The organism is Anaerococcus sp. NML200574, from assembly GCF_026131665.1.
Classification (GTDB): domain Bacteria; phylum Bacillota; class Clostridia; order Tissierellales; family Peptoniphilaceae; genus Anaerococcus; species Anaerococcus kampingae.
In genome coordinates this window covers 50,281-72,190 of the sequence record NZ_JAMXSM010000001.1, presented here as the reverse complement: position 1 = coordinate 72,190, position 21,910 = coordinate 50,281, and the positions used below count along the sequence as shown (strand labels likewise).

22 protein-coding genes are annotated in these 21,910 nt (G+C 33.5%); 17 read left to right on the top strand and 5 right to left on the bottom strand.

Annotation, left to right across the window (positions count from 1 at the left end; translation table 11 throughout):
• Both NH286_RS00360 and NH286_RS00355 read right to left on the bottom strand, forming a co-directional pair.
• Entirely contained in the window at window positions 1-1,167 is a 1,167-nt protein-coding gene (locus NH286_RS00360; protein WP_265212209.1) for a C40 family peptidase, read from the bottom strand.
• A gap of 46 nt (window positions 1,168-1,213) precedes the next feature.
• Window positions 1,214-1,813 (bottom strand): hypothetical protein, encoded by a 600-nt coding sequence (locus tag NH286_RS00355; protein ID WP_265212208.1) that lies wholly within the window; start codon window positions 1,811-1,813, stop codon window positions 1,214-1,216.
• A 148-nt stretch (window positions 1,814-1,961) separates the two neighbouring features.
• On the opposite strand from NH286_RS00355, the gene glsA reads away from it, so the two are divergent.
• The 3 genes from glsA to NH286_RS00340 all read left to right on the top strand — a co-directional run bounded on the left by glsA (window position 1,962) and on the right by NH286_RS00340 (window position 4,232).
• Window positions 1,962-2,894 (top strand): glutaminase A, encoded by a 933-nt coding sequence (glsA, locus tag NH286_RS00350; protein ID WP_106461141.1) that lies wholly within the window; start codon window positions 1,962-1,964, stop codon window positions 2,892-2,894.
• Between the two features lie 9 nt (window positions 2,895-2,903).
• Complete coding sequence (locus NH286_RS00345) at window positions 2,904-3,245, top strand: hypothetical protein (protein ID WP_106460857.1); 342 nt, start codon at window positions 2,904-2,906, stop codon at window positions 3,243-3,245.
• A 99-nt stretch (window positions 3,246-3,344) separates the two neighbouring features.
• The gene (locus NH286_RS00340; RefSeq protein WP_265212207.1) at window positions 3,345-4,232 is read left to right on the top strand and encodes a helix-turn-helix domain-containing protein; all 888 of its coding nucleotides are present in this window, start codon (window positions 3,345-3,347) and stop codon (window positions 4,230-4,232) included.
• Here the strand turns inward: NH286_RS00340 and NH286_RS00335 are convergent.
• The gene (locus tag NH286_RS00335) at window positions 4,224-4,349 is read right to left on the bottom strand and encodes a hypothetical protein (protein WP_265212206.1); all 126 of its coding nucleotides are present in this window, start codon (window positions 4,347-4,349) and stop codon (window positions 4,224-4,226) included. The genes NH286_RS00340 and NH286_RS00335 overlap by 9 nt on opposite strands.
• 542 nt (window positions 4,350-4,891) lie before the next feature.
• Between NH286_RS00335 and NH286_RS00330 the strand changes: the two genes are divergently transcribed.
• From NH286_RS00330 to NH286_RS00320, 3 genes are read left to right on the top strand one after another with little or no spacing between them, the layout of a single operon-like run.
• A complete protein-coding gene (locus tag NH286_RS00330; protein ID WP_265212205.1) occupies window positions 4,892-5,953 on the top strand; it encodes a radical SAM protein in 1,062 nt (353 codons plus the stop codon).
• A gap of 15 nt (window positions 5,954-5,968) precedes the next feature.
• A complete protein-coding gene (locus tag NH286_RS00325) occupies window positions 5,969-7,558 on the top strand; it encodes an ABC transporter ATP-binding protein (RefSeq protein ID WP_265212204.1) in 1,590 nt (529 codons plus the stop codon).
• Window positions 7,551-9,311: a YcaO-like family protein gene (locus NH286_RS00320; protein ID WP_265212203.1), complete on the top strand. Its 1,761-nt coding sequence runs from the start codon at window positions 7,551-7,553 to the stop codon at window positions 9,309-9,311. Before NH286_RS00325 ends, NH286_RS00320 begins: the two co-directional genes overlap by 8 nt.
• A 379-nt stretch (window positions 9,312-9,690) precedes the next feature.
• On the opposite strand, the gene NH286_RS00315 is transcribed toward NH286_RS00320, so the two are convergent.
• Together NH286_RS00315 and NH286_RS00310 are read right to left on the bottom strand one after the other, a co-directional pair.
• The gene (locus NH286_RS00315; protein WP_265212202.1) at window positions 9,691-10,848 is read right to left on the bottom strand and encodes an MFS transporter; all 1,158 of its coding nucleotides are present in this window, start codon (window positions 10,846-10,848) and stop codon (window positions 9,691-9,693) included.
• Window positions 10,849-10,952: 104 nt separating this feature from the next.
• Entirely contained in the window at window positions 10,953-11,237 is a 285-nt protein-coding gene (locus NH286_RS00310; RefSeq protein WP_321160838.1) for a GNAT family N-acetyltransferase, read from the bottom strand.
• 108 nt (window positions 11,238-11,345) lie between these two features.
• Here NH286_RS00310 and NH286_RS00305 point away from each other — a divergent pair, with 108 nt between their 5' ends.
• From NH286_RS00305 to NH286_RS00255, 11 genes are all read left to right on the top strand, one after another.
• Window positions 11,346-12,083, top strand: coding sequence for a hypothetical protein (locus tag NH286_RS00305; RefSeq protein ID WP_265235954.1), 738 nt, complete (start codon window positions 11,346-11,348; stop codon window positions 12,081-12,083).
• A gap of 94 nt (window positions 12,084-12,177) precedes the next feature.
• Window positions 12,178-13,290 (top strand): ABC transporter ATP-binding protein, encoded by a 1,113-nt coding sequence (locus tag NH286_RS00300; RefSeq protein WP_265235953.1) that lies wholly within the window; start codon window positions 12,178-12,180, stop codon window positions 13,288-13,290.
• Entirely contained in the window at window positions 13,283-14,080 is a 798-nt protein-coding gene (locus tag NH286_RS00295; RefSeq protein ID WP_265235952.1) for an ABC transporter permease, read from the top strand. Before NH286_RS00300 ends, NH286_RS00295 begins: the two co-directional genes overlap by 8 nt.
• On the top strand, window positions 14,070-14,870 hold the full coding sequence (locus NH286_RS00290) for an ABC transporter permease (protein WP_265235951.1): 801 nt from the start codon (window positions 14,070-14,072) through the stop codon (window positions 14,868-14,870). The genes NH286_RS00295 and NH286_RS00290 overlap by 11 nt, the downstream gene beginning before the upstream one ends.
• The gene (locus tag NH286_RS00285; RefSeq protein ID WP_265235950.1) at window positions 14,863-15,942 is read left to right on the top strand and encodes an ABC transporter substrate-binding protein; all 1,080 of its coding nucleotides are present in this window, start codon (window positions 14,863-14,865) and stop codon (window positions 15,940-15,942) included. The genes NH286_RS00290 and NH286_RS00285 overlap by 8 nt, the downstream gene beginning before the upstream one ends.
• A gap of 77 nt (window positions 15,943-16,019) precedes the next feature.
• Window positions 16,020-17,213: a M20 metallopeptidase family protein gene (locus tag NH286_RS00280; RefSeq protein ID WP_265235949.1), complete on the top strand. Its 1,194-nt coding sequence runs from the start codon at window positions 16,020-16,022 to the stop codon at window positions 17,211-17,213.
• An 81-nt stretch (window positions 17,214-17,294) separates the two neighbouring features.
• Window positions 17,295-18,668, top strand: coding sequence for a Trk system potassium transporter TrkA (gene trkA / locus NH286_RS00275; protein WP_265235948.1), 1,374 nt, complete (start codon window positions 17,295-17,297; stop codon window positions 18,666-18,668).
• Entirely contained in the window at window positions 18,665-20,125 is a 1,461-nt protein-coding gene (locus NH286_RS00270) for a TrkH family potassium uptake protein (RefSeq protein WP_265235947.1), read from the top strand. The genes trkA and NH286_RS00270 overlap by 4 nt, the downstream gene beginning before the upstream one ends.
• Before the next feature lie 177 nt (window positions 20,126-20,302).
• Window positions 20,303-20,743 carry a 50S ribosomal protein L13 gene (gene rplM, locus NH286_RS00265; RefSeq protein WP_106460836.1) on the top strand — a complete coding sequence of 147 codons (441 nt, stop codon included), beginning with the start codon at window positions 20,303-20,305 and terminating at the stop codon, window positions 20,741-20,743.
• Between the two features lie 10 nt (window positions 20,744-20,753).
• A complete protein-coding gene (rpsI, locus tag NH286_RS00260; RefSeq protein WP_265235946.1) occupies window positions 20,754-21,146 on the top strand; it encodes a 30S ribosomal protein S9 in 393 nt (130 codons plus the stop codon).
• A 111-nt stretch (window positions 21,147-21,257) separates the two neighbouring features.
• Window positions 21,258-21,887 (top strand): epoxyqueuosine reductase QueH, encoded by a 630-nt coding sequence (locus NH286_RS00255; protein WP_265212180.1) that lies wholly within the window; start codon window positions 21,258-21,260, stop codon window positions 21,885-21,887.
• Window positions 21,888-21,910 lie beyond the last annotated feature (23 nt).

Sequence of the window (21,910 nt, the reverse complement as noted above, 5' to 3'; positions counted from 1 at the left end):
TTATTCTACAATTCTTCTGATAGAGATTGGATTTCTTATTGGGCTTATGATTATGCCGTATTTTGGAGATGAGGCATGGACCATGTTGCCGTAGCCATCTGCAAGGCCAACGTGGGTGATATTATTTAGGCTTGTTCCAAAGAAGACCAAATCTCCTGCCTTTTCCTCTCCAAATGGTATTTCCACACCGTATCTTTGCTGGCTTTGAGCAAAGTGTGGTAGGCCAATGCCTATGGTTTCATAGATTCTCTTTGTAAAACCTGAGCAGTCTATACCATTGTTAAGGTCGCTTCCTCCAAATACATAAGGGTTTCCTAAGAATTTGACCCCATATGAATAAAGATCGATTCCTGTCTGGCTTCCTTGCATGTGAACTGTGATTTGTGGGAGGTTTTCTGTAGCTTGGTAGCTTTCGTTATTTGCCAGGCTATAAACTGGTCCCTGGCTAAAGATAGGGGCTTCGGTGTAGGTTTTGGAGTGGTTGAGCTTGTAATAATAATTATAAAGCTCATCAATTATATCCTGGCTCCTAAAGGATAGGGCTAGGTCTTTAAAATGCATATAGCCGATTTTCTCGCCAGCATTTGCCTCGCCATCACCGACTGTGACAAGCTCTGGGCTTGCGTTCTTGCCGATTGTTTCGACAGGTACATCGATATTATTGGCTGATCCTGTAAGCATCCTATAAAGCAGGTCCTTGTCATTTTTCCTTTCTACATTTAGGAATTCATTGTCAAAGCGGCCTTGCTCATAAGAGACTTTTACATAGTCTCCGATATTTACAAATTCAAGGATTGTAACCTTGCTTCCTGCTTTTAGGGTGTAGGATGTGAGGTTTTCTGAATCATCCTTAGGGTCTTTTTTAATCTCAGCATCATTTATTAGGGAAGTGTGGTTTAGCTTATAAAAATTATTTTTATTTACAAAACCTGTCTTGCCCTTATATTCTATTTTATAGTAATTATCATCCTCGCTAAGCATGTTGTGGATATCAGTAGCTTCGATTGTATCTGTCGCATTTAGATTGCCATCTATTTCTTCATAGAAGGATGCAGATGAGCCTACTTCTTTGTTAAGCATGACACTATCTGCATAGGCTGGCCTTACAAAGGCGATTGAAGCTAGGATTCCTAGGCCTAGGAGAGTAAACTTTCTATTTTTAATCATTCTTACTCCAGTCTAATCTATTATAATTTTATATAATATTTAAGGATTAGTCAAGTTTATAGGAGTTAAAAAGCTCGTAGGCAAAGTCTACTAGGTTTTTGGAATAATCATTTCTAAGATAGGCTGGGTCTAGGTGGTTAATCCTAACCCTGTCTAGGCCATCAGAATCTTTAAAAAACTTGGCAAGTCTCATAGCCCTATCAAAGTCATCATCCTCATTTATAAAGCCCTTTATGACTTCATCCATTATCTTATCATCCTTGGCATGGGCTGCGATTACTGCTTGGAGGATTCTTTTATCCTTTGGGTCTGCGTAGGAATATTCTATAGATTCTTTGGCTGCCCTCATCCCATGTTCAGTGTCCCAACCGTCATTGACCCTTCTTGTATCGTGAAGGCTGGCTGCATTTCTTAAAACATCCATATCAGCAGAATCAAGTCCATAGTGGAAGCCCAAAATATGGACAAAGAGTATTACCCTTTCGATGTGGTCTCTGCCGTGGATGTGGGATTTAAAAAGTATATCGTAATTTAACCTGTCATAGCTATCTTTAAGCATGTCAAAATAAGAAGAATTTATGAAATCATCATAGAAATCATAGGCTCTAATCCATTCTTCATTTTCTAATATATCTATAATTCGCATAAGAGGCTCCTTTATTTTATATTCTGTTATATCTTTATACCCAATTTTACGTCTTTTAAGGCGAAATATGGGTGGATTTTATAAAAAGTTTGAAAGGGGTATAAATATAAGAGTAAGGAAAATTACAATAAGATTTGTAGGAGGTCTTATGTTTTTTGATAGAAATGAAATAGATGTAAGAATCAGAAGAGCAATCATAAAAAGCGAGAGATTTATAGGCCAAGGAGAGGTTGCAACATACATACCAGAGCTAGCAAATGTTGACCCTGATAGCTTCGCCCTAGCCATCACATCCATAACAGGAGATACCTTCCTTTATGGAGAGGTTGATAAGATATTTTCCCTCCAATCTATATCCAAAATCCTGGACCTTTTGGTAGCCCTTCATGACAATAAATTAGAAGATGTTTATAATAAGGTAGGCAGTGAGCCAACCAGGTATGAATTTAATTCCCTAGTGCCAATTACAGACAAACCAGCCAACCCCTTCATAAATGCAGGGGCCATCACAACTACATCCATGATAATGGGAAATAATATAGATGAGAGATTTAAAAGACTTATGGACTTTTATAATATGATAGCAGGCTCAGATACATCGGTATTTTTAAAGGATGTCTATGAATCAGAAATGGAAACATCTGACAGGAACAAGGCCATAAGCTACTACCTAAAGAGTAAGGGAATTTTTGATGCTGACCCAAGTGAGGTCCTAGATTTATATATAAGGTCTTGCTCCATAGGCACAGACATAGAAAGCCTATCCCACTTTGGGGCAGTTCTAGCCAATAGGGGCTACGGAATAGATAAAATCCAAGACCTAATCCCAGAATCAATTGTATCCATAATAGTAAGTCAGATGGCATCATGCGGTATGTATGAAAACTCTGGATCCTACCTTATGAATGTAGGTATCCCATCAAAATCAGGTGTAAGCGGGGCAATTCTTGGTATAGTCCCAGGAGTCTGCGGCATAGCAGTCTACTCACCAAGACTAGATAAGACAGGCAACTCAGTAAGGGGTAAGGAATTATTAAAAATCTTATCCTACGAACTAAATTTAAATATATTTGTAAAATAGGAGGAAAAAATGCCAACACTTTCACTAGCACTTTATCTAATAGGACTCATCGCCCTATATTTTGTAAAATTGCCAGCCTATGTATTAATAATACTTGCCATAGCAGTCTTCGCCCTAACCCTAGTTAAGCCAGAAAGAAAGGCCAAGGGTAAGGTCCTAGATTTAAAATTAACCCTAATAGGAGCAGCAATCTATGGAGTGACAATATTAATCTTATATTTTGTTAGAACTAAGCTAAATATAGTAGACCCAAACGCAGACATAAGTAGCCTAATAAAGATAATCTTTAACGGTATAGGTATCTATTCTATAGTAAACTTCCTTGAAGCTAGGAAGCTTTTTGAAAAATAGAATAATTTAGATAATAAAAATTAAGAATCTCGGGTTAATTCCGGGATTCTTTCCTTTAAAATTAAAATCTAAAGTATAATTATATCCAAGGAGCAAGTTATGACTAAAAACCAAGACTTTGGAAAGCTTTTAAAAGATATCAGGATAGGAAAAAGATTAAGGCAAGAGGATGTAGAATATCTTACAGGCATAAGCGTAAGAAGCCTATCTAGACTTGAAAATGGTAATATAAAGAGCCTAGGAGCAGATTCCCTTATCTTACTTTCGCAGGCTTATGAAGAAGATTTACTTGATATATATTATAAAAATCATTTTGAAACAGACTACCTTTATGAAGAAATATTAAATAAATTGGGAGTAGCAAGCATCTTTATCGAAAGAAACGAAGCAGAAATCCTATCAAAGAAACTTTCTACAGTTGAAAATGATAATAAGTTAATGATGGGAAAAGAAAAAAACATTAAACTTTTAAGACTATTTATGGATAGGGTACTGAATAAGGAATTTGATAAATTCGATTTTAAAGAAAGATATGAAGAGATTACATCAACAATATACAATAATTCTAATATTATTGATAGGAAGTATTCCACCATAGAAATGAGGATTTTAGTAAATATATGTAATGATTTTAAAGAATATAAATCATTTAACAATTATGAAATTTTAGAAAAAATATCTAAAGATTGCAATAATCATACTGTTAAAATGTTGATTTTTAATTCTATTATAAATAGACTTTATGTTGATTTCAGAAGCAAAGAAGCTCTAAGTTTAATTAATATAGCTATCAATGAAGCATCATTAAAAAAAGATGTAGAAGCTTTATCATTATTTTATTATGATAAATTTATATGTGAATATGATTTAGGATATAACACCTATGAAGAATCAATAAATTTGGCTAAATGGAGTGCCAAATTATCCGGCTTTGAGAGGTTAAATGAGATGATTGAATTTAAAAGTTATAATTTAATGCTAGATTAGCTTATCAATTGAATAAACTTCTATAATATCATCTTCTCTGTCACCAGATAGGTTGCTTGGTAAAATCAGTACAATTAATAATAGTGTAATATAAAAAGTTTTGAAAAATTTGTTCATAATAAATCCTTTCATAAAATCTAAACTAATTATATAATATTCATAAAATTTGTACAGGACACATGTGTCCTGTACAAATTTTTAAATTACAGTTATATTTATATATAAATCGATTTATTATTTACATTGTTATGAAAGGAGATAGAGTCCGTATAATTGAGTAAAAAAGAAAATGTCATTTTATAACCAAAATATTAAAATACATCTGCTAAATTGTATATTAGAAAGAAATAGTAAATATTGTACTAGTAAATTTTGCATAATATTTTGGAATGGATTGATGTAATAGAATATTGAAATAGATAATATAATATATAAAATTGAAGTTTTAATTTAAAGAAAGGAAAATTTTACATGAAGATTTTATTTAAAGGTCTAAGACAAGGTGCTATAACTATTAAAAGTTGCGGTACTAAAAGAACGCAGCAAACTAAAATAAGTATAATGTAAAAAATTAGAGAATTGGCATAATATTAAGATAGAAATATATACTCATATATAAAAAGAAATTAATAAATAATGCCAATTCTCTGTAAGAAATTATGCATATACACTATTTTGGAGAAGGCGCTCTTTTATTTGACAATAATAAAAAGATATATGTCGGTAAAAATGAGTTAAACGCTATTAATAATAAAATAAAAAAATATAAATCATTGAATAGAGAAAATATAAAATCTAATGATAAGTTAATATTGAATACAGAGAGTATTGAAGAAAGTGGAAGACAGGGATTTTACTATCCTGAATTAATAAATCTATTTATTACTAATAAATGCCCTCAAAATTGCATTCATTGTTTTAATGATTCTGATATGAATGCTAATGAGATGGAATTTAAAGATATTATAAGAATAATCAATATGATAAATAAGAAAACACCACAAATTACTTTAACCGGTGGTGAGCCTTTAGTACATAAAGATTTTTTAAATATTGTAGATAGTATAAATGGTTTTGATTATAAATCAATAGTTACGTCTCTTAATATATCAAATATAGATATTGTAAAATCATTAGAAAATTTTAATGAAATACAGATATCTATATATGGACATGACAGATTTTCTCATGATAATTTTACTAAAAATGTTGGGGCCTTTGATCGAGTTTGGAAAAATATTAAAAAGTTATCGTCTACAAATACTAATATAACGATTTCGAGTATGAATAACGAGCCTAATAAATTAGAAGATATAGTAAAATTGGCTATTGATAGCGGTGTAAAAAAAATACAATTTGGTGAATTAGTTAATATGGGTAGAGCAAAAATCAATGAAAATAAATTATGCTTTAAAAAAATAGAGCCTAGAATTATATTTAATTTAAAGTCTAAATATAGAAATTATATAGATATTATATATGATGAAGGGTGCTTAACGAACTCTATTTCAGTATCCTGTGGTGCTGGAATATCAAAGTTAGATATAGATTCCAATGGGTTTATTTATCCTTGTATTCTAAGTAACCAAAAGAGTAGCTTAAATATTTTAGATTATGATAACTTTTTTGAAAATAACATTTTTAATTATTTAGATGGTGTCTATTTTGAGAATATATTTTGTAAGGGTCTTGAAAATAATCCTTATGCAATTTTAAATTAACTCACTGGGGAAATTATGAATTATAAAAATAAAAATATTAAAATTATTTCACTTATATATATATTCATATCCATAATGCTAGCTATTTTAGTCTCTGTACAACCATATATACTTAAAAATATAATAGATAATTATAGAAATATATCTGTAACTAAAAATAACATTATAAAATATGGCGTGTCTATATTAGGAATTATTATATTTGAATATATTACAAAGATATTATTGATAAAATTAACAGTTAATATGAAAAGAATCATGATATCACAAATTATAGGTTTCGTTGAACAGGATGAAACTCTATTTAAAAATAATGATTATGTCGCCGATATAAATGTGGATATTAATAATAATGTTGAGGATTTTATTAAAGATTATTATATTAATAAGTTAGATATAATAATTCTTTTAGTTAATATGCTTATTTATAGCTTTGCGATAATAAATTTAGACTTTGTTCTTATATTGCTTATATTGATTCCAAATATATTAACTTTGAGTATACCTTATATTTTTAAATCTAGAGTTGAACTATACAAAAATGAAAATATAGAAAAAAACAAACTTTTTAATAGTATTATTTTAGATTATACTTTGGGGATAAATGTTATTAGAAATATGTTAGCTACTTTTGAATTTAAAAAAGTGGTAAATAAGACTATGAACGACAATTTATATACCGAAAGTAAATTTGGGTATTTAGAAAGTAGCTTGGAGATATTGATTGGGTGTATATCTTATATAGGTCTATTTATACTAATATGTTATGGCTCCGTATCTATATATTATAGGAGTATGACTTTAGGTGCATTTATAGCAGCAATACAATTTTCGGATATAATAATTTCCCCTTTAATTAGATTAATTACCTCTATAAATATACTCAGTTCAGGTAGAGCGTCATATAAAACTTTAGTAAAAAGATATTATGAAAAAGCAAAAGAAGAAACAAATTCAAAAAAATCATATCATGATCATGATTTTAATAACATTGAAATAAATAATCTTCAGTTTTCATATTATGATAGTTTAAATGTTGATTTAAGTAATATTATAATTAATAAATCTAATAAAATATTGATTAAAGGAAATAGTGGCTCTGGAAAATCAACGCTTTTAAGAATTATTACTGGGAAAATCAAAAATTATAATGGGGATATATATATAAACGGACATAATTTAAAAGAATTAGATAATGCTTATATCAATCGATATTTTTCAATTATACCTCAATTTCAGTATATATTTAATACTAGTGTAGATAATAACATAGCTCTTTATTCGTCAATAGATTTTAATGATTTCAGAAATGTATTTGATTTATTTCAATATGATAAAATATCAAAAAAAGATCCAACTTCTCAATCTCTTTCAGGAGGAGAAAAACAAAGAATTGCATTATTAAGAGCAATTATAAGAAATAAAGATATTTTGATTGTTGATGAAGGGCTTAATCAAGTGCAGAAAGAATTAAGGAATGAAATATTGGAGTTTTTACTAAATGATAAAAATTTGACTTTTATCTATGTAAGCCACGATATAGATGATTATATTGACAGATTTGATTTAGTTATAGACATGAACAAAGGAATGTGTGATGTATGAAAATTTAAAAGATAAGAAACCGATTGATACTATTAGAGATATTAAAATGATATTTAAAAAGTTAAATGTTGAACTTGAAGAAAATTGGTTGAATCCTATTGATGGTGTATATTCATTAAATCTTAGGATTATAGGTACAAATCTAGTTTCTAATGGTAAAGGTATAAATCCAGATTTAGCACTGGCTAGTGCTTATGCTGAAATGCTTGAGAGAGTTCAAGAGGGTATACCTTTTAGGCTCCTAGATAGTTTTAACTTATTTAAAAATGTAAATGTTAATTCAGTGATAATAGATGATGAAAAAGTAATTCAAGAATATATATTAAGTTATTTATATAATTATGATATTTTATCTGAATCAGGAATAGAAGTATTTTTAAAACATTTTATGGATCTAATATATCAAATGCCTGTACAAGAAATTATTAGCTACAAAACTTTTGAAGGAAGGAATATAAAATTACCAGGACTATTTGTTGATACATTTTATGGATCTAATGGTATAGCTGCAGGAAATACAAAATATGAATCCCTAAATCAAGCTATTTTCGAAATCATCGAAAGATATACTATCAAAAAAATATTGAATCGTGAAATGACAAAATTTTCAGATATTACTGAATTTATAAGAGATAATTATAATGATTTAAGTTTTAGAATCTCAGACTTAGAAGAATATGGTTTAAGTATTAAAATCATAGATACTAGTTTTGAATATGGTTTACCAACAATAATTGTTCTATTAATAGACAAGCATAAAAAAAGATACTTTGCAAGTTGTGGATGTCACGCAAATTTAAAAATTGCAATAGAAAGATCAGTTACTGAAATTTTTCAAGGTAGGACGATAGATGATTTGAAATCAACTATGACAAGTTTAAGTGCTAGTGTAAATGATAAATTTGAAGAAAATTATAATTCTATATTTATAAATGGTGAAGGAGCATACCCACATATTTTATTTAATTTTGAGTCAATGCATACTTATCCTGGGGATGTATGGGATAAATTATCTAATTTAAAATCTAATAAATGTATATGGGAATTTATTAGTAATATCCTATATAAACTAGGATATGAAATTATGGTAGCTAATCATTCTAAAACAGGATTTTTTACTTATCAAATAATTGTACCGGAAATGAGTGAAGTTACTAATTATTCTAACTACGAATTTATAAAAGACTTTAATGATACTATAAAAGTAAAAAAAATTTTATGTAAAAATAAAAATACAATAGATGATAACGAGGTCGAATTATTAATTTCCTATTTTACAAAATATAAATTTAAGAAAGAGTATGTGTTAAGCGAATTTATTATACTACCTATAGAAAATGATAAATTGACTAGCCTTGATGGGATAAATATTGATTTATTACTATCAGTTTGTTATGCATATAAAGAAAATTATGTAAAAGCTAGGGATGTTTTAAAATCCTATTATGAAGAAATTAGTAAATATTGTTATGATCCGCATATACTAAATTATTATGACATAGCTATTAATATCTATAATCTTAAAAGCCAGGATTATAATGATATAGAAATTACGAATATTTTGAAAAATTTTTACAGTATAGAAGAAATAAAAGAAGTAATTAAGGATTTAATTAAGGATAAATTATTTTTAAATATACCCTATATTCCATGTGTATGTTCATCTTTTTGTGATAAAAAGTGTCATTTATATAAGGAATGTAATATTAAAAATTATATAGATGTGTATAAAAAAATAAATTCTTGTTGTTAAATGATTAATCACGTGAATAATTTATTTTTTATAGTATTTATCATGTCTTAATAATACTTGCCATCGCAGTCTTTGGAATAACCCTAGTTAATCCAGAAAGAAAGGCAAAAGCCAAGGCACTATATTTAAAATTAACCCTAATAGGGGCCGCAATCTATTGGCTAACAATATTAATTTTACACTTCATTAGAACAAAGCTAAATATAATAGATCCAAACGCCGATATAAGTAGCTTTATAAAGATAATCTTCAACGGTATAGGTATCTATTCTATAGTAAACTTCCTAGAAGCTAGAAAAATACTTGAAAAATAGAATATTTTAAACAATGTAAAAATCGTCCCTCATAATAAAATATGAGTTGGACGATTTTTTTAAGATTATTTATTAGCTCTAAATTGCCTTACACTTAGGTATTCGTAGAAGAATATGGCAAAGAGGATTATATAAAATCCTATGAATGATAGGAAAGGGCTGGTGGGACTTTTTAGGGAAAATATCTTTGTGATTAAGTTTAGGTAGAGGCTTGATAAAAATCCTCCTAGGTTCACCCCTACAAAGATGAAATTATTTATAAGTCTTGCTGATGAGCCTCTTACAAATCTTGATACTTCTGCTAGGATATATGGGGTGCAGAGGCTTTGGCAGAAGGCTAAGAGGGCCATGCCTGCTAGGTAGACTAGGAGATTTTCTCCAAAAGAGCCTAGGCTTATGTTAGTTATGATATAGATTACTAGGCCTAGAAGCAAGGTTTTAGACCTGAGTTTTCTATTTATATAACCAAAGAGAAAGCCTGAGATCATGCCTGCTATTGGTAAGATTAGCATGTACATATTAAGGTTTGCATCAGGACTTAGGCTTAGGCTTGCTACCTTGGCAAATCTGATTGATACTGCTGTTGTATTCATTATCATGATGCCTGCAAAGATTATATAAAAAATCATCTGGGCATTGATATGGAGTTTTTCATCTGATTCTTCTAGGTCTACTTCTTCTACTGTTTGGGAGAAAAATCCTAGAATAAGAAAGGCCAAGCTGTAGGTTAAAAAGGCATAGGTCCAAGACTTAGCTCCCCAGATTCCTGCTATAAAGACTAGGATCATTTGCCCTATGTATTCAAAGGAGTTTCTGATGCCGTGGAGGTTTGCTGCTTCATCTCCTTCGTAGAAGGCATTGATGAGGTTGGGCGAGTGGCCATTATAAAAGCCCACTCCCATTCCTAGGATTAGCCTTGAGGCAAAGACTCCAGCATAAGATTTGAAAAATAGGGGAATTAGGCCCGATATACCCACAAAGAAAAGGCCGACTTGGACTGCTCTTTTCATCCCTATTTTCCTTGTTATTTTTTCATTTAATAAGATTAGTATTATTGTAGAAAAGGATGCTAGAGTTACTAGAAACTCTGCAGATGTAAGGGGGATGGCTAGTTCATCAGATAATTTGATGAGTGACCCACTTATTACGCTATTTACAGATATAAAAAGGGCTAATGATAAAATCCCAGCCTTCCTAAAAATATCTTTTCTATTTGTATTCATCATTCACCTCAAAGATAAGAAATCATCTTAATCATACCAAGTATTTTAAAAAAGGTAAAGGCTAATACATTAGCTAAAAAAAGAGGGCAAGGGCCCTCAAATTTTTATCTAGCATCCACATCCTTATAGGACTGGTCTTTGTCAAATTTCTTTGCCACATAAGGACAAGTTGGAATTATCTTGTAATTGTTCTCCCTAGCATAGGCTACTACAAGGTCTACTAATTTGCCTGCAAGACCACGACCGCCATAGGCTGCATCCACTTCGGTGTGGTAGATATCAAGCTTATTTGTTTCTATCCTGTAATCGCATTTGCCAATTAGCTTATCTCCATCATAGACTTCTGACCTAGATTCTTTTTCATTTAATGTGTATTTTATCTTATCCATATTATCACCTCGCTTTACTTATACCCATTTGTCATTATATTATGGTAAATTATTGTTAAAAGTGGTAAATTATTAGTAAGCAGATTTATTTTGCAGATTGGAGATTTTATGAAGAGAGAATATAAATTTTCGTCTATATTTTTAGTTAGACTTATTATGGTGGCTACTTTAGGACCAATAGCAGGTATCTTTGGCGCCACCTTTGCTGATAAACCAGTTTTGGCCTTATTTATGAATATAATCATGGCTATTTTTAGCTTTGCCTTTAGCTTTGCCATAGCAGGTGGCCTTCTTAGAAATAGGATGGGCAAGGTGGGTGATTATCTAAATCAGATAAATTACATAAATTTCAGGGTGATAACTGTTGCCTTTATTATTGCGCTGGCAAGCAGTATTTTAAATTTTTTGATCCAATACACTGGTGGAACTCTTATAGGACAAGCCTTGGTGAATCCATCAAATAATGCTGTATTTACCATAGGGGCCTTCCTATTACCCTTTGTTGTCATAGTAATTATTGCAATTCTTGGACTTTTGACAGCCTATTCAAATCTTTATCTGGCTGATAATTATGATTTAGATGAGTCAGTCTTTACATCGATTAAAAATATTTTTGTCATTGGCAAGAAACTCATGGCTAGGTCCCTAGTAATTTATGCAATTTTTATAATAGGTCCTTCTGTTTTATTTACAGCATTTACCTTTGCATCTCTGGGTCTTAGTGGTTCAATCGTAATTTTTGGCATCGGTCTTGTTATATTTATCATTTGGATGGTAATAGCTATGATTTTATGCGATGTGAGATTTTCAGATGCTTATTTGGATTATAAAGATGAAATTAATTAAATTTTGGCTGTTACTTTTGTAGCAGCTTTTTTTATATTCCAAATTCAAGGCTATTTGTGGTATACTTTTTATAAAGGAAATTGTGAGGTGAATGATGGAAAATAATTTTGATAAGTACTCTGTCGTTTTGGATGGAGTCAGTAAGTTTTATAATGATGAAGAGATTTTAAAGTCTGTCGACCTTGAGCTAGAAAAGGGTAAATTTTATACCCTACTTGGCCCATCTGGTTGCGGCAAGACTACTATTTTAAATTTGATAGCTGGCTTTATTGAGCCTAATTCGGGCAAGGTCTATATAAATGGCCAGGATGTGGGCGATGTGCCTGCAAGCAAGAGGACTGTTAATACAGTTTTTCAAAATTATTCACTCTTTCCTCATATGAATGTTTTTGACAATGTGGCCTTTGGCCTTGAGATTAAAAAGACTGATAAGAATGTTATAAGAGAAGAGGTAAAAAAGGCACTTGAGATGGTTGAGCTTGCTGGTTTTGAAAAGCGTGAGGTAAGCCAGATGTCTGGTGGTCAAAAGCAGAGGGTGGCTATTGCCCGTGCCCTTGTCAATAAGCCTGATGTGCTTTTATTAGATGAGCCCTTATCGGCCCTTGATATGAAGCTTAGAAAATCTATGCAGGTACTTCTTCGTGATATCCAGTGGGAGCTGGGTATTACCTTTGTTTTTGTAACCCACGACCAGGAAGAGGCCCTAGCTATGAGCGATTGGATTTTTGTCATGGATAAGGGCAAAATTGTCCAACAAGGCCCTCCTACAGACATATATGATGAGCCAATCAACCGCTATGTTGCACAATTTATCGGAGAATCAAACATACTTAAGGCTAAGATGATTGATGATTATAAGGTAGAATTTGCTGGCAAGGTTTTTGATTGCTCCGATGCTGGTATTCCAAAAGGAGAAGCTGTTGAAGTTGTAATTAGGCCTGAAGATATTAGGGTAGTTGACTTAAGTGAAGCCGATATAAGGGTAAATATTGACAATATCCTCTTTAGGGGTGTTTTTAATGAGCTTATCTGCTTTGATAAGGATGAGTTTAGGTGGAAAATCCACTCAACCAGGGTCTTTGAAGAGGGCGATGATATAGGAATTGTAATTGATCCAGAAAATATCCACGTTATGCGTTATAACGAGAGTGAGGATGACTTTGACAAGAGGATGGAAGAATTTTCGATTGGAGATGTAGATGGCTAAAAAATACCAAAAGCTAAGCTTTATCTACTATTTGTGGATATTAATATTTATAATTGCGCCAATTCTACTCCTTTTTTATCAATCATTTTTTGATATATATGGTAATTTTACCTTTGATAATTATATAGCTTATTTTTCTAACAAAAATTATATAATAATGACCCTAAATTCATTTTTGACGGCCTTTTTGATAACAGCCTTCACACTTTTGTGGGCTTATCCTTTTTCATATTTTTTGTCAAAGGCCAAGCACAAGGATTTGATCCTGCTTTTGGTAATATTGCCAACTTGGATTAACCTAGTCCTAAAGGCTTATGCCTTTATAGGTCTTTTTAACAAAAATGGAGCTATAGCTGGATTTTTGGGTTTAGCTAGCGAGGGGATTTTATTTACAAATCCTGCCTTTATCTTGGTTGCATCATATGTGGAGCTTCCATTTATGATTCTGCCAATCTTTAGGTCAATTGACTCTATTCCAAAAGAATATGTCATTGCCAGTGAAGATTTGGGAGCTAATAAGTTTCAAACCTTTAGGAGGATAATACTTCCCTTATCAATGGATGGGGTCTTATCAGGTGTCCAGGCAGTTTTTATTCCTTCCTTATCCTTATTTTTGATAACAAGGATAATTGGAGGAAATAAGATTATAACCCTAGGTACGGCTGTCGAACAACACTACCTAGTTACACAAAACTGGGGCATGGGATCTACGATTGGCCTGGTCTTGATTGTAATGATGTTTTTAGTAATTAGCTTTCTGAACAAGAAGGGGGGAGATTATGAAAAATAAGAAATTTTCTTTGGCAAATATTTATTTGATATTTATTTTCATAATAATGTATCTGCCCCTAGCTTATTTGATTTTTTACTCCTTCAATAGTGAGGGAAATATGAATAGCTTTGAGGGCTTTACAATGGAACATTACTTGGCGGTTTTTGAGGATAAGAGACTTATAAATATTGTCCTAAATACCATAATCCTTGCCCTCCTATCATCTGTTATTGCAACTGTGATTGGGACCTTGGGAGCCATTTCTATTTATTATATGAGAAGCAAGAAGCTTAAGCAGAGGGTTTTGGGCCTTAATTCAGTACTCATGGTTTTTCCTGATGTAATGATGGGGGCAAGTTTCCTAATACTATTTAGCTTTCTTTTAAAAATCCCTATGGGTTTTTATTCGGTGCTTCTATCCCACATTGCCTTTTCTATACCAATCGTAGTCCTTATGGTTTTGCCAAGGCTATATAACCTAAATGCCGACATGATGAGGGCTGCAGAAGACTTGGGGGCAAATGATATGATTATCTTAAATAAGATAATTCTACCAAATATAGCAAGTGGTGTATTTGCAGGATTTTTTATGGCCCTTACCTATTCGCTGGATGACTTTGCAGTGACATTTTTCGTGACTGGGTCTGGCTTTACGACTCTTTCTGTAGAGATTTATTCTAGGGTAAGGACTGGTATTTCGCTTGAGATAAACGCCCTATCAGCCCTTATCTTTGTCATATCACTTTTAATGGTCATAGGCTACTATGTAATACAAAGTAGAGAAAGAAAGGCGGGTGCTTATGAATAAGGTATATAGATTTATATTGGCAGTCCTTGCCATGTGCCTGGCCTTATTTATCGGACAAAAAAGGCTAAATGCCAATAGCCACGGTTCAGATTCTAAAAATATATATTTTTACAACTGGGGTGATTATGTAGATCCACAGGTCCTAAGGGATTTTGAAGAAGAAACAGGCTATCGCATAATCTATGAAACTTTTGACTCAAATGAGGCTATGATGGCCAAGATTGAACAGGGCAAGACTTCTTACGACCTGGCCTTTCCATCAGAATACACTGTGGAGATGATGAAGGCCAAGGGTCTTTTAAAAAAGCTTGATCATAGCAAAATTAAGGGTCTTGATAATATAGATGAGAGATTTTTAAACTTAGCTTATGACCCAAATAATGAGTATTCTATACCATATTTTTGGGGATCTTTTGGTATAGTTTATAATAATAAAAAATACCAGGCAGAGGATGTCGACTCTTGGGCCAAGCTATTTGACCCTAAGTTTGAAGGAGAAATCCTATCCTTTGATGGAGCAAGGGAGACTCTTGGAATTGGCCTTTGGAAAGATGGACTTTCAGCCAATACCACTGATGAAACAGTCTTAAGAAAAACCAAGAATGAACTAGTAGATTTTATGGCTAATGTTAAGGCTATCCTTGCTGATGAGATAAGGATGTACTTGGCCCTAGAAGAGGCTGATATAGGCATTACTTTCTCTGGAGAGGCTGAAATTGCCCAAGAGGCAAACCCAAACCTATCTTATATAATCCCAAAAGAAGGCTCTAACATATGGTTTGATACTATTGTTATACCAAAGACAAGCAAAAATACTGAAGGTGCCTACGCCTTGATTTCCTATCTTTTAAGGCCGGATGTTGCGGCAAGAAATGCTGAATATGTTTCTTATGCTACACCAAATAAGAAAGCCCTAGACTTACTTGATCCTGAATTAAGGGCAAATACAACTCTATATCCAAGCGATGAAGATATAGAAAAGCTTGAAATTTTTAAGGATCTAGGTAAGGAGATGACCATTCTTTATAATGACCTATATTTAGACTTAAAAATAGCTCCACAAGCAGATTAGAAACTCCCCTCGCGGGAGTTTTGCTATTTATAAGTGGCTTTTGGGTATAATGTTAGAGAAATAAGAAAGGATTTGAAATGACAAATATAATTAGAGATGAAATCTTAACTAATGAAGAAAAGATGATAGAAGACAGAAGATATATGCACGCCCATCCTGAATTATCAATGAAGGAAATAGAAACAACTAAGTTTATAAGAAAAGAACTTGAGGCCCTTGGCTTTGACCCAGTGGCAATCGAGCCTACAGGCCTTATGGTAGAGATAAATCCAGAAAGCACTGGTAAAACTGTCCTCTTAAGGGCTGATATAGATGCTCTTCCTATTGCAGAAACCAATGACTTTGAATATAAGAGTCAAAACCCAGGTGTAAGCCATGCCTGTGGTCATGATATCCACGCAGCCATGCTTTTAAATGCTCTAAAGGTACTGGTTAAGATGAAAGATGAGCTAAAGGGTAGGGTAAGGATAATTTTCCAACCAGGAGAAGAAACTGGAGAAGGCGGTAGGGCTGTGGTAAGCCAGGGCTTTACAAAAGATGTAGACTCTGCCTTTGCAATCCACATCCATACAGGATGGGATTTGGGCAAGGCAGCAACAGGCTATGGAGAAGTTATGGCCAATAACACCTTCTTTAAGGTCGAATTTAAGGGCAAATCTGCCCACTCATCAACCCCTTACCAAGGAAATGACGCCATGATGATGCTTGCAAATTTCATAAATGCAGCCTATGGAATCTCTGCAAGAAAGATAGATAATGTCTTTGACCCAGTCGTCCTAAACCTAGGAGTAGTTGAAGGTGGATCTGCAGCAAATGCAGTTCCTGCTGACATAAGAGTCGAGGGATCTTTTAGGTCATTTTCTAACAAGGCAGTAGACTTTATGGTAAAAGAATTGGAAAAGGCAGCAAGGCTTTCAGCAGAGCTTTATGATGGAAGTGCAGTCTTTGACTACAATATGGGTGCAGGAGCAGTCATAAATGAAGAAAAATCCACAGACCTTTCTGTAGAGATTGCAAAAGATATCTTTGGCGAAGACAATGTTTCAACCGACCTAAAATTATCAGGTAGCGAAGACTTTGGTTTTTACCTATCAGGCTATAAGGATGTGCCAGGAGTTGCTGGAACTTATATGTTTATAGGGGGAAGGGACCCAGAAAATCCAAAAACCCACCCACAAAACCACGCCCAAGATTTCAATCCGGATGAAAGGGCCATGAAATATGGGGCAGAGCTTCTAGCAAGATATGCCTATGAATATCTAAATAAATAATAGATTTTATATATTAGAAATGTTAAAATAATAAGTATAATACAAGAATGTGATTTATTTTGCGATTTCTAAGGAGAAATGATGAAGATTGTAATATTAGGAGCCGGCAAAGTCGGCTCTTTTGTAACCAGTGACCTTTCAAGCGAAGGCCACGATATAGTAGTAATAGATAATGATAAGGCTGTCCTGGATGACCTTTTGGCAACAAATGATGTAATGGGGCTTTTGGGAGATGGTAGGGATGTTGATATCCTAATTGAGGCAGGTGTTAAGGACTGCGATCTTTTTATAGCCATAACCCTATCTGATGATGTAAACTTAATTGCATCAACCCTTGCCAAGAAGCTTGGCGCCAAAAATATAATAATAAGATTAAGGGAAACCCAATATGTTAAGCATAAAAAGATGATTGCCCAGATGACAGATGCTAAATCAATCATAAATCCTGAATACATAGCAGCTAAGGATATACAAAGAACCCTTAAATATTCCCACGCCCTAAATGTTGAAGGCTTCTTTAAAGACAGGGCCTTAATGATGGAGTTAGTTATAGATGAGGGTTCAGACCTTGATGGGAGAAAAATATCAGACCTTATCTCCTATTCAGAAAATTACCACACCTTGATAGGAATAATAAATTCAGATGGGGATGTAAGAATACCTCACGGTGATGACATCCTTAAGGCCAATGACAAGATTTATGTGATTGGCGAGAAGCAGGCTGTAGATAGCTTTTATAGGCACGAACAAAAGGGAGCCTACGATATAAAAAATGTAATGGTCATAGGTGCTGGAAATGTTTCAAAATATCTAGTTGGCCTTTTGCTACAAAGAGGTTTTAAGGTGACAGTAGTTGAAATTGATAGGAAAAAGGCAGAAGAGATTAGCCAGATGCATTCAGGGGCTGTGGTTATAAATGCTGACGGGTCTTCTCCAGAGCTTCTTGAAGAGCTAAGGATAAATGATTACGACGCCATCATTGCCCTAACTGGCATAGATGAGGAAAATATCCTAATTTCCCTACTTGCTCAAAGATATGGCCTCGATAAGGTAATTGCCAAGGTCAATAGGACCAAGCTTTTGAAGATGACAGGAATCCTTGATATAGACACAACCTTTGCTCCAAAGATGGCGGCAAGTGATGTTATAAATAGGTTTGTAAGAAGTAAGGGAAATGCCAGGGGCCAATCAATTTCTTCCCTTTATAGGCTAGAAGATGAAAAGGTTGAGGTTATAGAATTTAAGGCTATTGAGCATTCCAAAATCCTTGATGTAAGCCTTAAGGATCTAAAAATCAGAGATGACAGCCTAGTCCTTGCCATAGAGCATAGGGAAAGGGATGGGGAGATAGAAGTTCCAAATGGTTCTTCTAAGATTAGCCTGGGAGATTCAGTCCTTGTGGCAACAACAAGCCATGACTTTAAGGTCTTAGATGATATATTGGAGGAGAAATGAATCTTAAGATAATAAACCATCTCCTAGGCAGGCTCCTCCAGGTCTTGGCCCTTTTGATGGCCGTTCCCTTGCTAGTAGCCTTTATTTACAACGAGAGCCTAAGAGATAAGCTTAATTTCATAATACCGATTATATTTTCCTTAATAACAGGATCTATCCTTGTAAAATTAGGAGATGACAAGGGACATATCTACACAAGAGAGGCCATGTTTATAACAGCCTTTTGTTGGATAATATTTTCGGTAATAGGGTCTATTCCTCTCTACCTTACACCTACAAATTATCATTCAATAATAGATGCCATCTTTGAAATGGCAAGTGGTTTTACAACCTGCGGGGCATCAGTAGCCCTAGATGTAGAAAGACTTCCCCATTCTATAATATTTTGGCGAAGCCTATCCCACCTTATCGGTGGTATGGGAATACTTGTCTTTACTCTTGCGATTTTACCTAAGACCAATACAGAATCAGCATCTCTTCTAAGGCAAGAAATGCCAGGTCCATCTTTTGGTAAGATTACACCAAAGCTAAGCCAAACAGCCAGGGTCCTTTATATAATTTACTTGGCCATGACTGGTGTTACGGTAATATTTTTGCTCTTTGGAGGGATGAACCTATTTGATTCCTTAATTTATGCCATGGGAGCTGCTGGAACTGGTGGCTTTGGCAATAAGGGCCTATCAATAGGCTACTATGATTCAAGATATATAGAAATTGTCCTAACCATTGCTATGATTTTATTTGGGGTGAATTTCAACCTATATTATTTTGCCCTAATAAGGTCAGCAAGAGATAGCTTTAAATCTGAAGAGCTCTACTGGTATTTGGGAATAATTGCAGTGGCATCAGGACTTATATTTATAAATATAAAAGACCTTTACGGTGACCCAGTTTATTCTGGCGTCCAATCCATCTTTACCGTATCGTCGATAATAACAACGACAGGTTATGTGTCGGTAGACTATGGGTCCTGGCCATTTTTCTCAAGAAACTTGATAGTCTTATTAATGCTAATAGGAGCATCTGCAGGATCAACTGCTGGTGGCTTTAAGGTATCAAGACTTGTAATCCTTGTAAAATCATCCATCAACCAAGTAAGAAAGGTAATCAACCCTAGAAGGGTCATAGTGAATAAGATGGATGGTAAGAAAATTGATGAAGACCTAGAGGAATCAATAAATAAGTATTTGGTAATCTATATACTTTTATTTGTCCTATTTATGTTTATAATAAGTATAGAAATAGAAGATTTTGAAGCAGCCTTTGCTGCGGTAGCTACAACCTTTAACAACGTAGGCCCAGGTCTTAGGGACTTTGGACCAATCACATCTTTTGCGGCAATGAGCGATTTATCAAAGATAACCCTAACCATTGCCATGCTATTTGGAAGGCTTGAGATTTATCCAATGCTAATAATATTTTCACCTTTTACCTATAAAAATATCAGAAACAAGTAAAAGATGTTGACAAAATAGCAGTAAAAGAGTATTATATATCAGTCGACTCAGACCTCTTTGAAGTTCGAGTAAGTCGCTTATCCTGGAAGCGATAGACAAATGCCAGGACGAGTACAGCCGCTAGCTATTTGGGCGGTGTCTAAATGCAAGTAGCCGAAAAATACACAGGAGGAATGAATGAAATATCAAAAGACATGGACTGCAAGCCCATCAAACATCGAAAGAAAATGGTATGTTGTTGATGCTGAAGGCATGGTGCTAGGTAGATTAGCTAGCCAAGTTGCAGCAATACTAAGAGGAAAGAACAAACCAACCTTTACTCCACACTTTGATACTGGAGATTACGTAATCGTAATAAACGCAGACAAGGTAGTTCTTACAGGAAACAAAGAAGATCAAAAAGAATACAAGAGATATTCTGGATATTCATCAGGTCTTAAAATTACAAAATTCAAAGACATGAAGAATACTTACCCAGAAAGAATTGTAGAACACGCAATCGTAGGCATGCTTCCACACAACAAACTTGGTCGTGCAATGGCTAAGAAACTAAGAGTATATGCAGGAAGCGAACATGGTCACGAAGCACAATTCCCAGAAACTTTGGATCTAAAGTAAGGAGTAAAATATGGCAGAAAATATAATTCAATCAACAGGTAGAAGAAAAACCTCTGTTGCAAGAGTAACAATGGTACCAGGTTCTGGTAACATTCTAGTAAACGGCAGAGACTTAGACGAATATTTCAACTTTGAATCTCTAAGAATTATAGCAAGATCTCCACTTGTATTAACAGAAAATCTTACAAGCTATGATATAAGAGTTAATGTAAATGGTGGTGGATACAATGGTCAAGCAGGAGCTATAAGACATGCTATAGCAAGAGCACTTCTTGAAGCAAACCCTGACTATAGAATAGCCCTAAAAAGAGCAGGCTTCTTAACACGTGATTCACGTAAGAAAGAAAGAAAGAAAGCTGGTCTTAAAAAGGCAAGAAAATCTTCACAATTCTCAAAGAGATAAGAATTTTATATACAAGCTCAAGAAATTTTTCTTGGGCTTTTTATTTGCCCAAAATTTAGTACAATTAATTAATGAGTAATAAAATTTTTACTTAAAATAGAGGTGTAATTTATGAATAAGATAAACTATGACAGGGTCATGGAGGATATAATTAAAAAAATTGATGAAGAAGGAAGAAGGCCTAGGCTTTTGCTTCAGGTTTGTTGTGGGCCTTGTTCTACCCAAGTTATTGAAAGGCTTAGGGATCATTTTGATATGGATCTTTATTTTTATAATCCAATGATCTATCCAAGGGCTGAGCTTGATAAGAGGGCGGAGAATTTGGAGAAGGTGGCTGAGAAATCTCACTTTGATGGCCGAGTAATTATTCCTGCTAATGACATGGAGGATTTTAAGTTTGTGGCAGAAAAGAGAAAGGATGATAGGGAGTTTGGGGATGCTTGCTATGATTGCTATGAGCTTAGACTTGATAAGACTGCTCGCTATGCAAAAGATATGGGCTATGAGTATTTTACAACTAGCCTTTCTATTTCTCCTTATAAGAATGCCCAGTGGCTTAATGAGATTGGGGCAAGGCTTGAAGAAGCTCTTGGCATTAAATATCTCTATGCTGATTTTAAGAAGAAGGATGGCTATAAGAAGTCTATAGAGCTTTCAAAAGAATATGATATTTATAGGCAAGAATATTGTGGTTGTATATTTTCTAAAAGGGAAGCAGAAGAAAAATTAAATTCTTGTTAAGTTTTTACTATTTAGGGTAAATA

Excerpts from the sequence above, each read along its gene's own strand:
- NH286_RS00360 (WP_265212209.1), bottom strand. The coding sequence starts at position 1,167 with ATGATTAAAAATAGAAAGTTTACTCTCCTAGGCCTAGGAATCCTAGCT.
- NH286_RS00355 (WP_265212208.1), bottom strand. The coding sequence starts at position 1,813 with ATGCGAATTATAGATATATTAGAAAATGAAGAATGGATTAGAGCCTAT.
- glsA (WP_106461141.1), top strand. The coding sequence starts at position 1,962 with ATGTTTTTTGATAGAAATGAAATAGATGTAAGAATCAGAAGAGCAATC.
- NH286_RS00345 (WP_106460857.1), top strand. The coding sequence starts at position 2,904 with ATGCCAACACTTTCACTAGCACTTTATCTAATAGGACTCATCGCCCTA.
- NH286_RS00340 (WP_265212207.1), top strand. The coding sequence starts at position 3,345 with ATGACTAAAAACCAAGACTTTGGAAAGCTTTTAAAAGATATCAGGATA.
- NH286_RS00335 (WP_265212206.1), bottom strand. The coding sequence starts at position 4,349 with ATGAACAAATTTTTCAAAACTTTTTATATTACACTATTATTAATTGTA.
- NH286_RS00330 (WP_265212205.1), top strand. The coding sequence starts at position 4,892 with ATGCATATACACTATTTTGGAGAAGGCGCTCTTTTATTTGACAATAAT.
- NH286_RS00325 (WP_265212204.1), top strand. The coding sequence starts at position 5,969 with ATGAATTATAAAAATAAAAATATTAAAATTATTTCACTTATATATATA.
- NH286_RS00320 (WP_265212203.1), top strand. The coding sequence starts at position 7,551 with ATGTATGAAAATTTAAAAGATAAGAAACCGATTGATACTATTAGAGAT.
- NH286_RS00315 (WP_265212202.1), bottom strand. The coding sequence starts at position 10,848 with ATGAATACAAATAGAAAAGATATTTTTAGGAAGGCTGGGATTTTATCA.
- NH286_RS00310 (WP_321160838.1), bottom strand. The coding sequence starts at position 11,237 with ATGGATAAGATAAAATACACATTAAATGAAAAAGAATCTAGGTCAGAA.
- NH286_RS00305 (WP_265235954.1), top strand. The coding sequence starts at position 11,346 with ATGAAGAGAGAATATAAATTTTCGTCTATATTTTTAGTTAGACTTATT.
- NH286_RS00300 (WP_265235953.1), top strand. The coding sequence starts at position 12,178 with ATGGAAAATAATTTTGATAAGTACTCTGTCGTTTTGGATGGAGTCAGT.
- NH286_RS00295 (WP_265235952.1), top strand. The coding sequence starts at position 13,283 with ATGGCTAAAAAATACCAAAAGCTAAGCTTTATCTACTATTTGTGGATA.
- NH286_RS00290 (WP_265235951.1), top strand. The coding sequence starts at position 14,070 with ATGAAAAATAAGAAATTTTCTTTGGCAAATATTTATTTGATATTTATT.
- NH286_RS00285 (WP_265235950.1), top strand. The coding sequence starts at position 14,863 with ATGAATAAGGTATATAGATTTATATTGGCAGTCCTTGCCATGTGCCTG.
- NH286_RS00280 (WP_265235949.1), top strand. The coding sequence starts at position 16,020 with ATGACAAATATAATTAGAGATGAAATCTTAACTAATGAAGAAAAGATG.
- trkA (WP_265235948.1), top strand. The coding sequence starts at position 17,295 with ATGAAGATTGTAATATTAGGAGCCGGCAAAGTCGGCTCTTTTGTAACC.
- NH286_RS00270 (WP_265235947.1), top strand. The coding sequence starts at position 18,665 with ATGAATCTTAAGATAATAAACCATCTCCTAGGCAGGCTCCTCCAGGTC.
- rplM (WP_106460836.1), top strand. The coding sequence starts at position 20,303 with ATGAAATATCAAAAGACATGGACTGCAAGCCCATCAAACATCGAAAGA.
- rpsI (WP_265235946.1), top strand. The coding sequence starts at position 20,754 with ATGGCAGAAAATATAATTCAATCAACAGGTAGAAGAAAAACCTCTGTT.
- NH286_RS00255 (WP_265212180.1), top strand. The coding sequence starts at position 21,258 with ATGAATAAGATAAACTATGACAGGGTCATGGAGGATATAATTAAAAAA.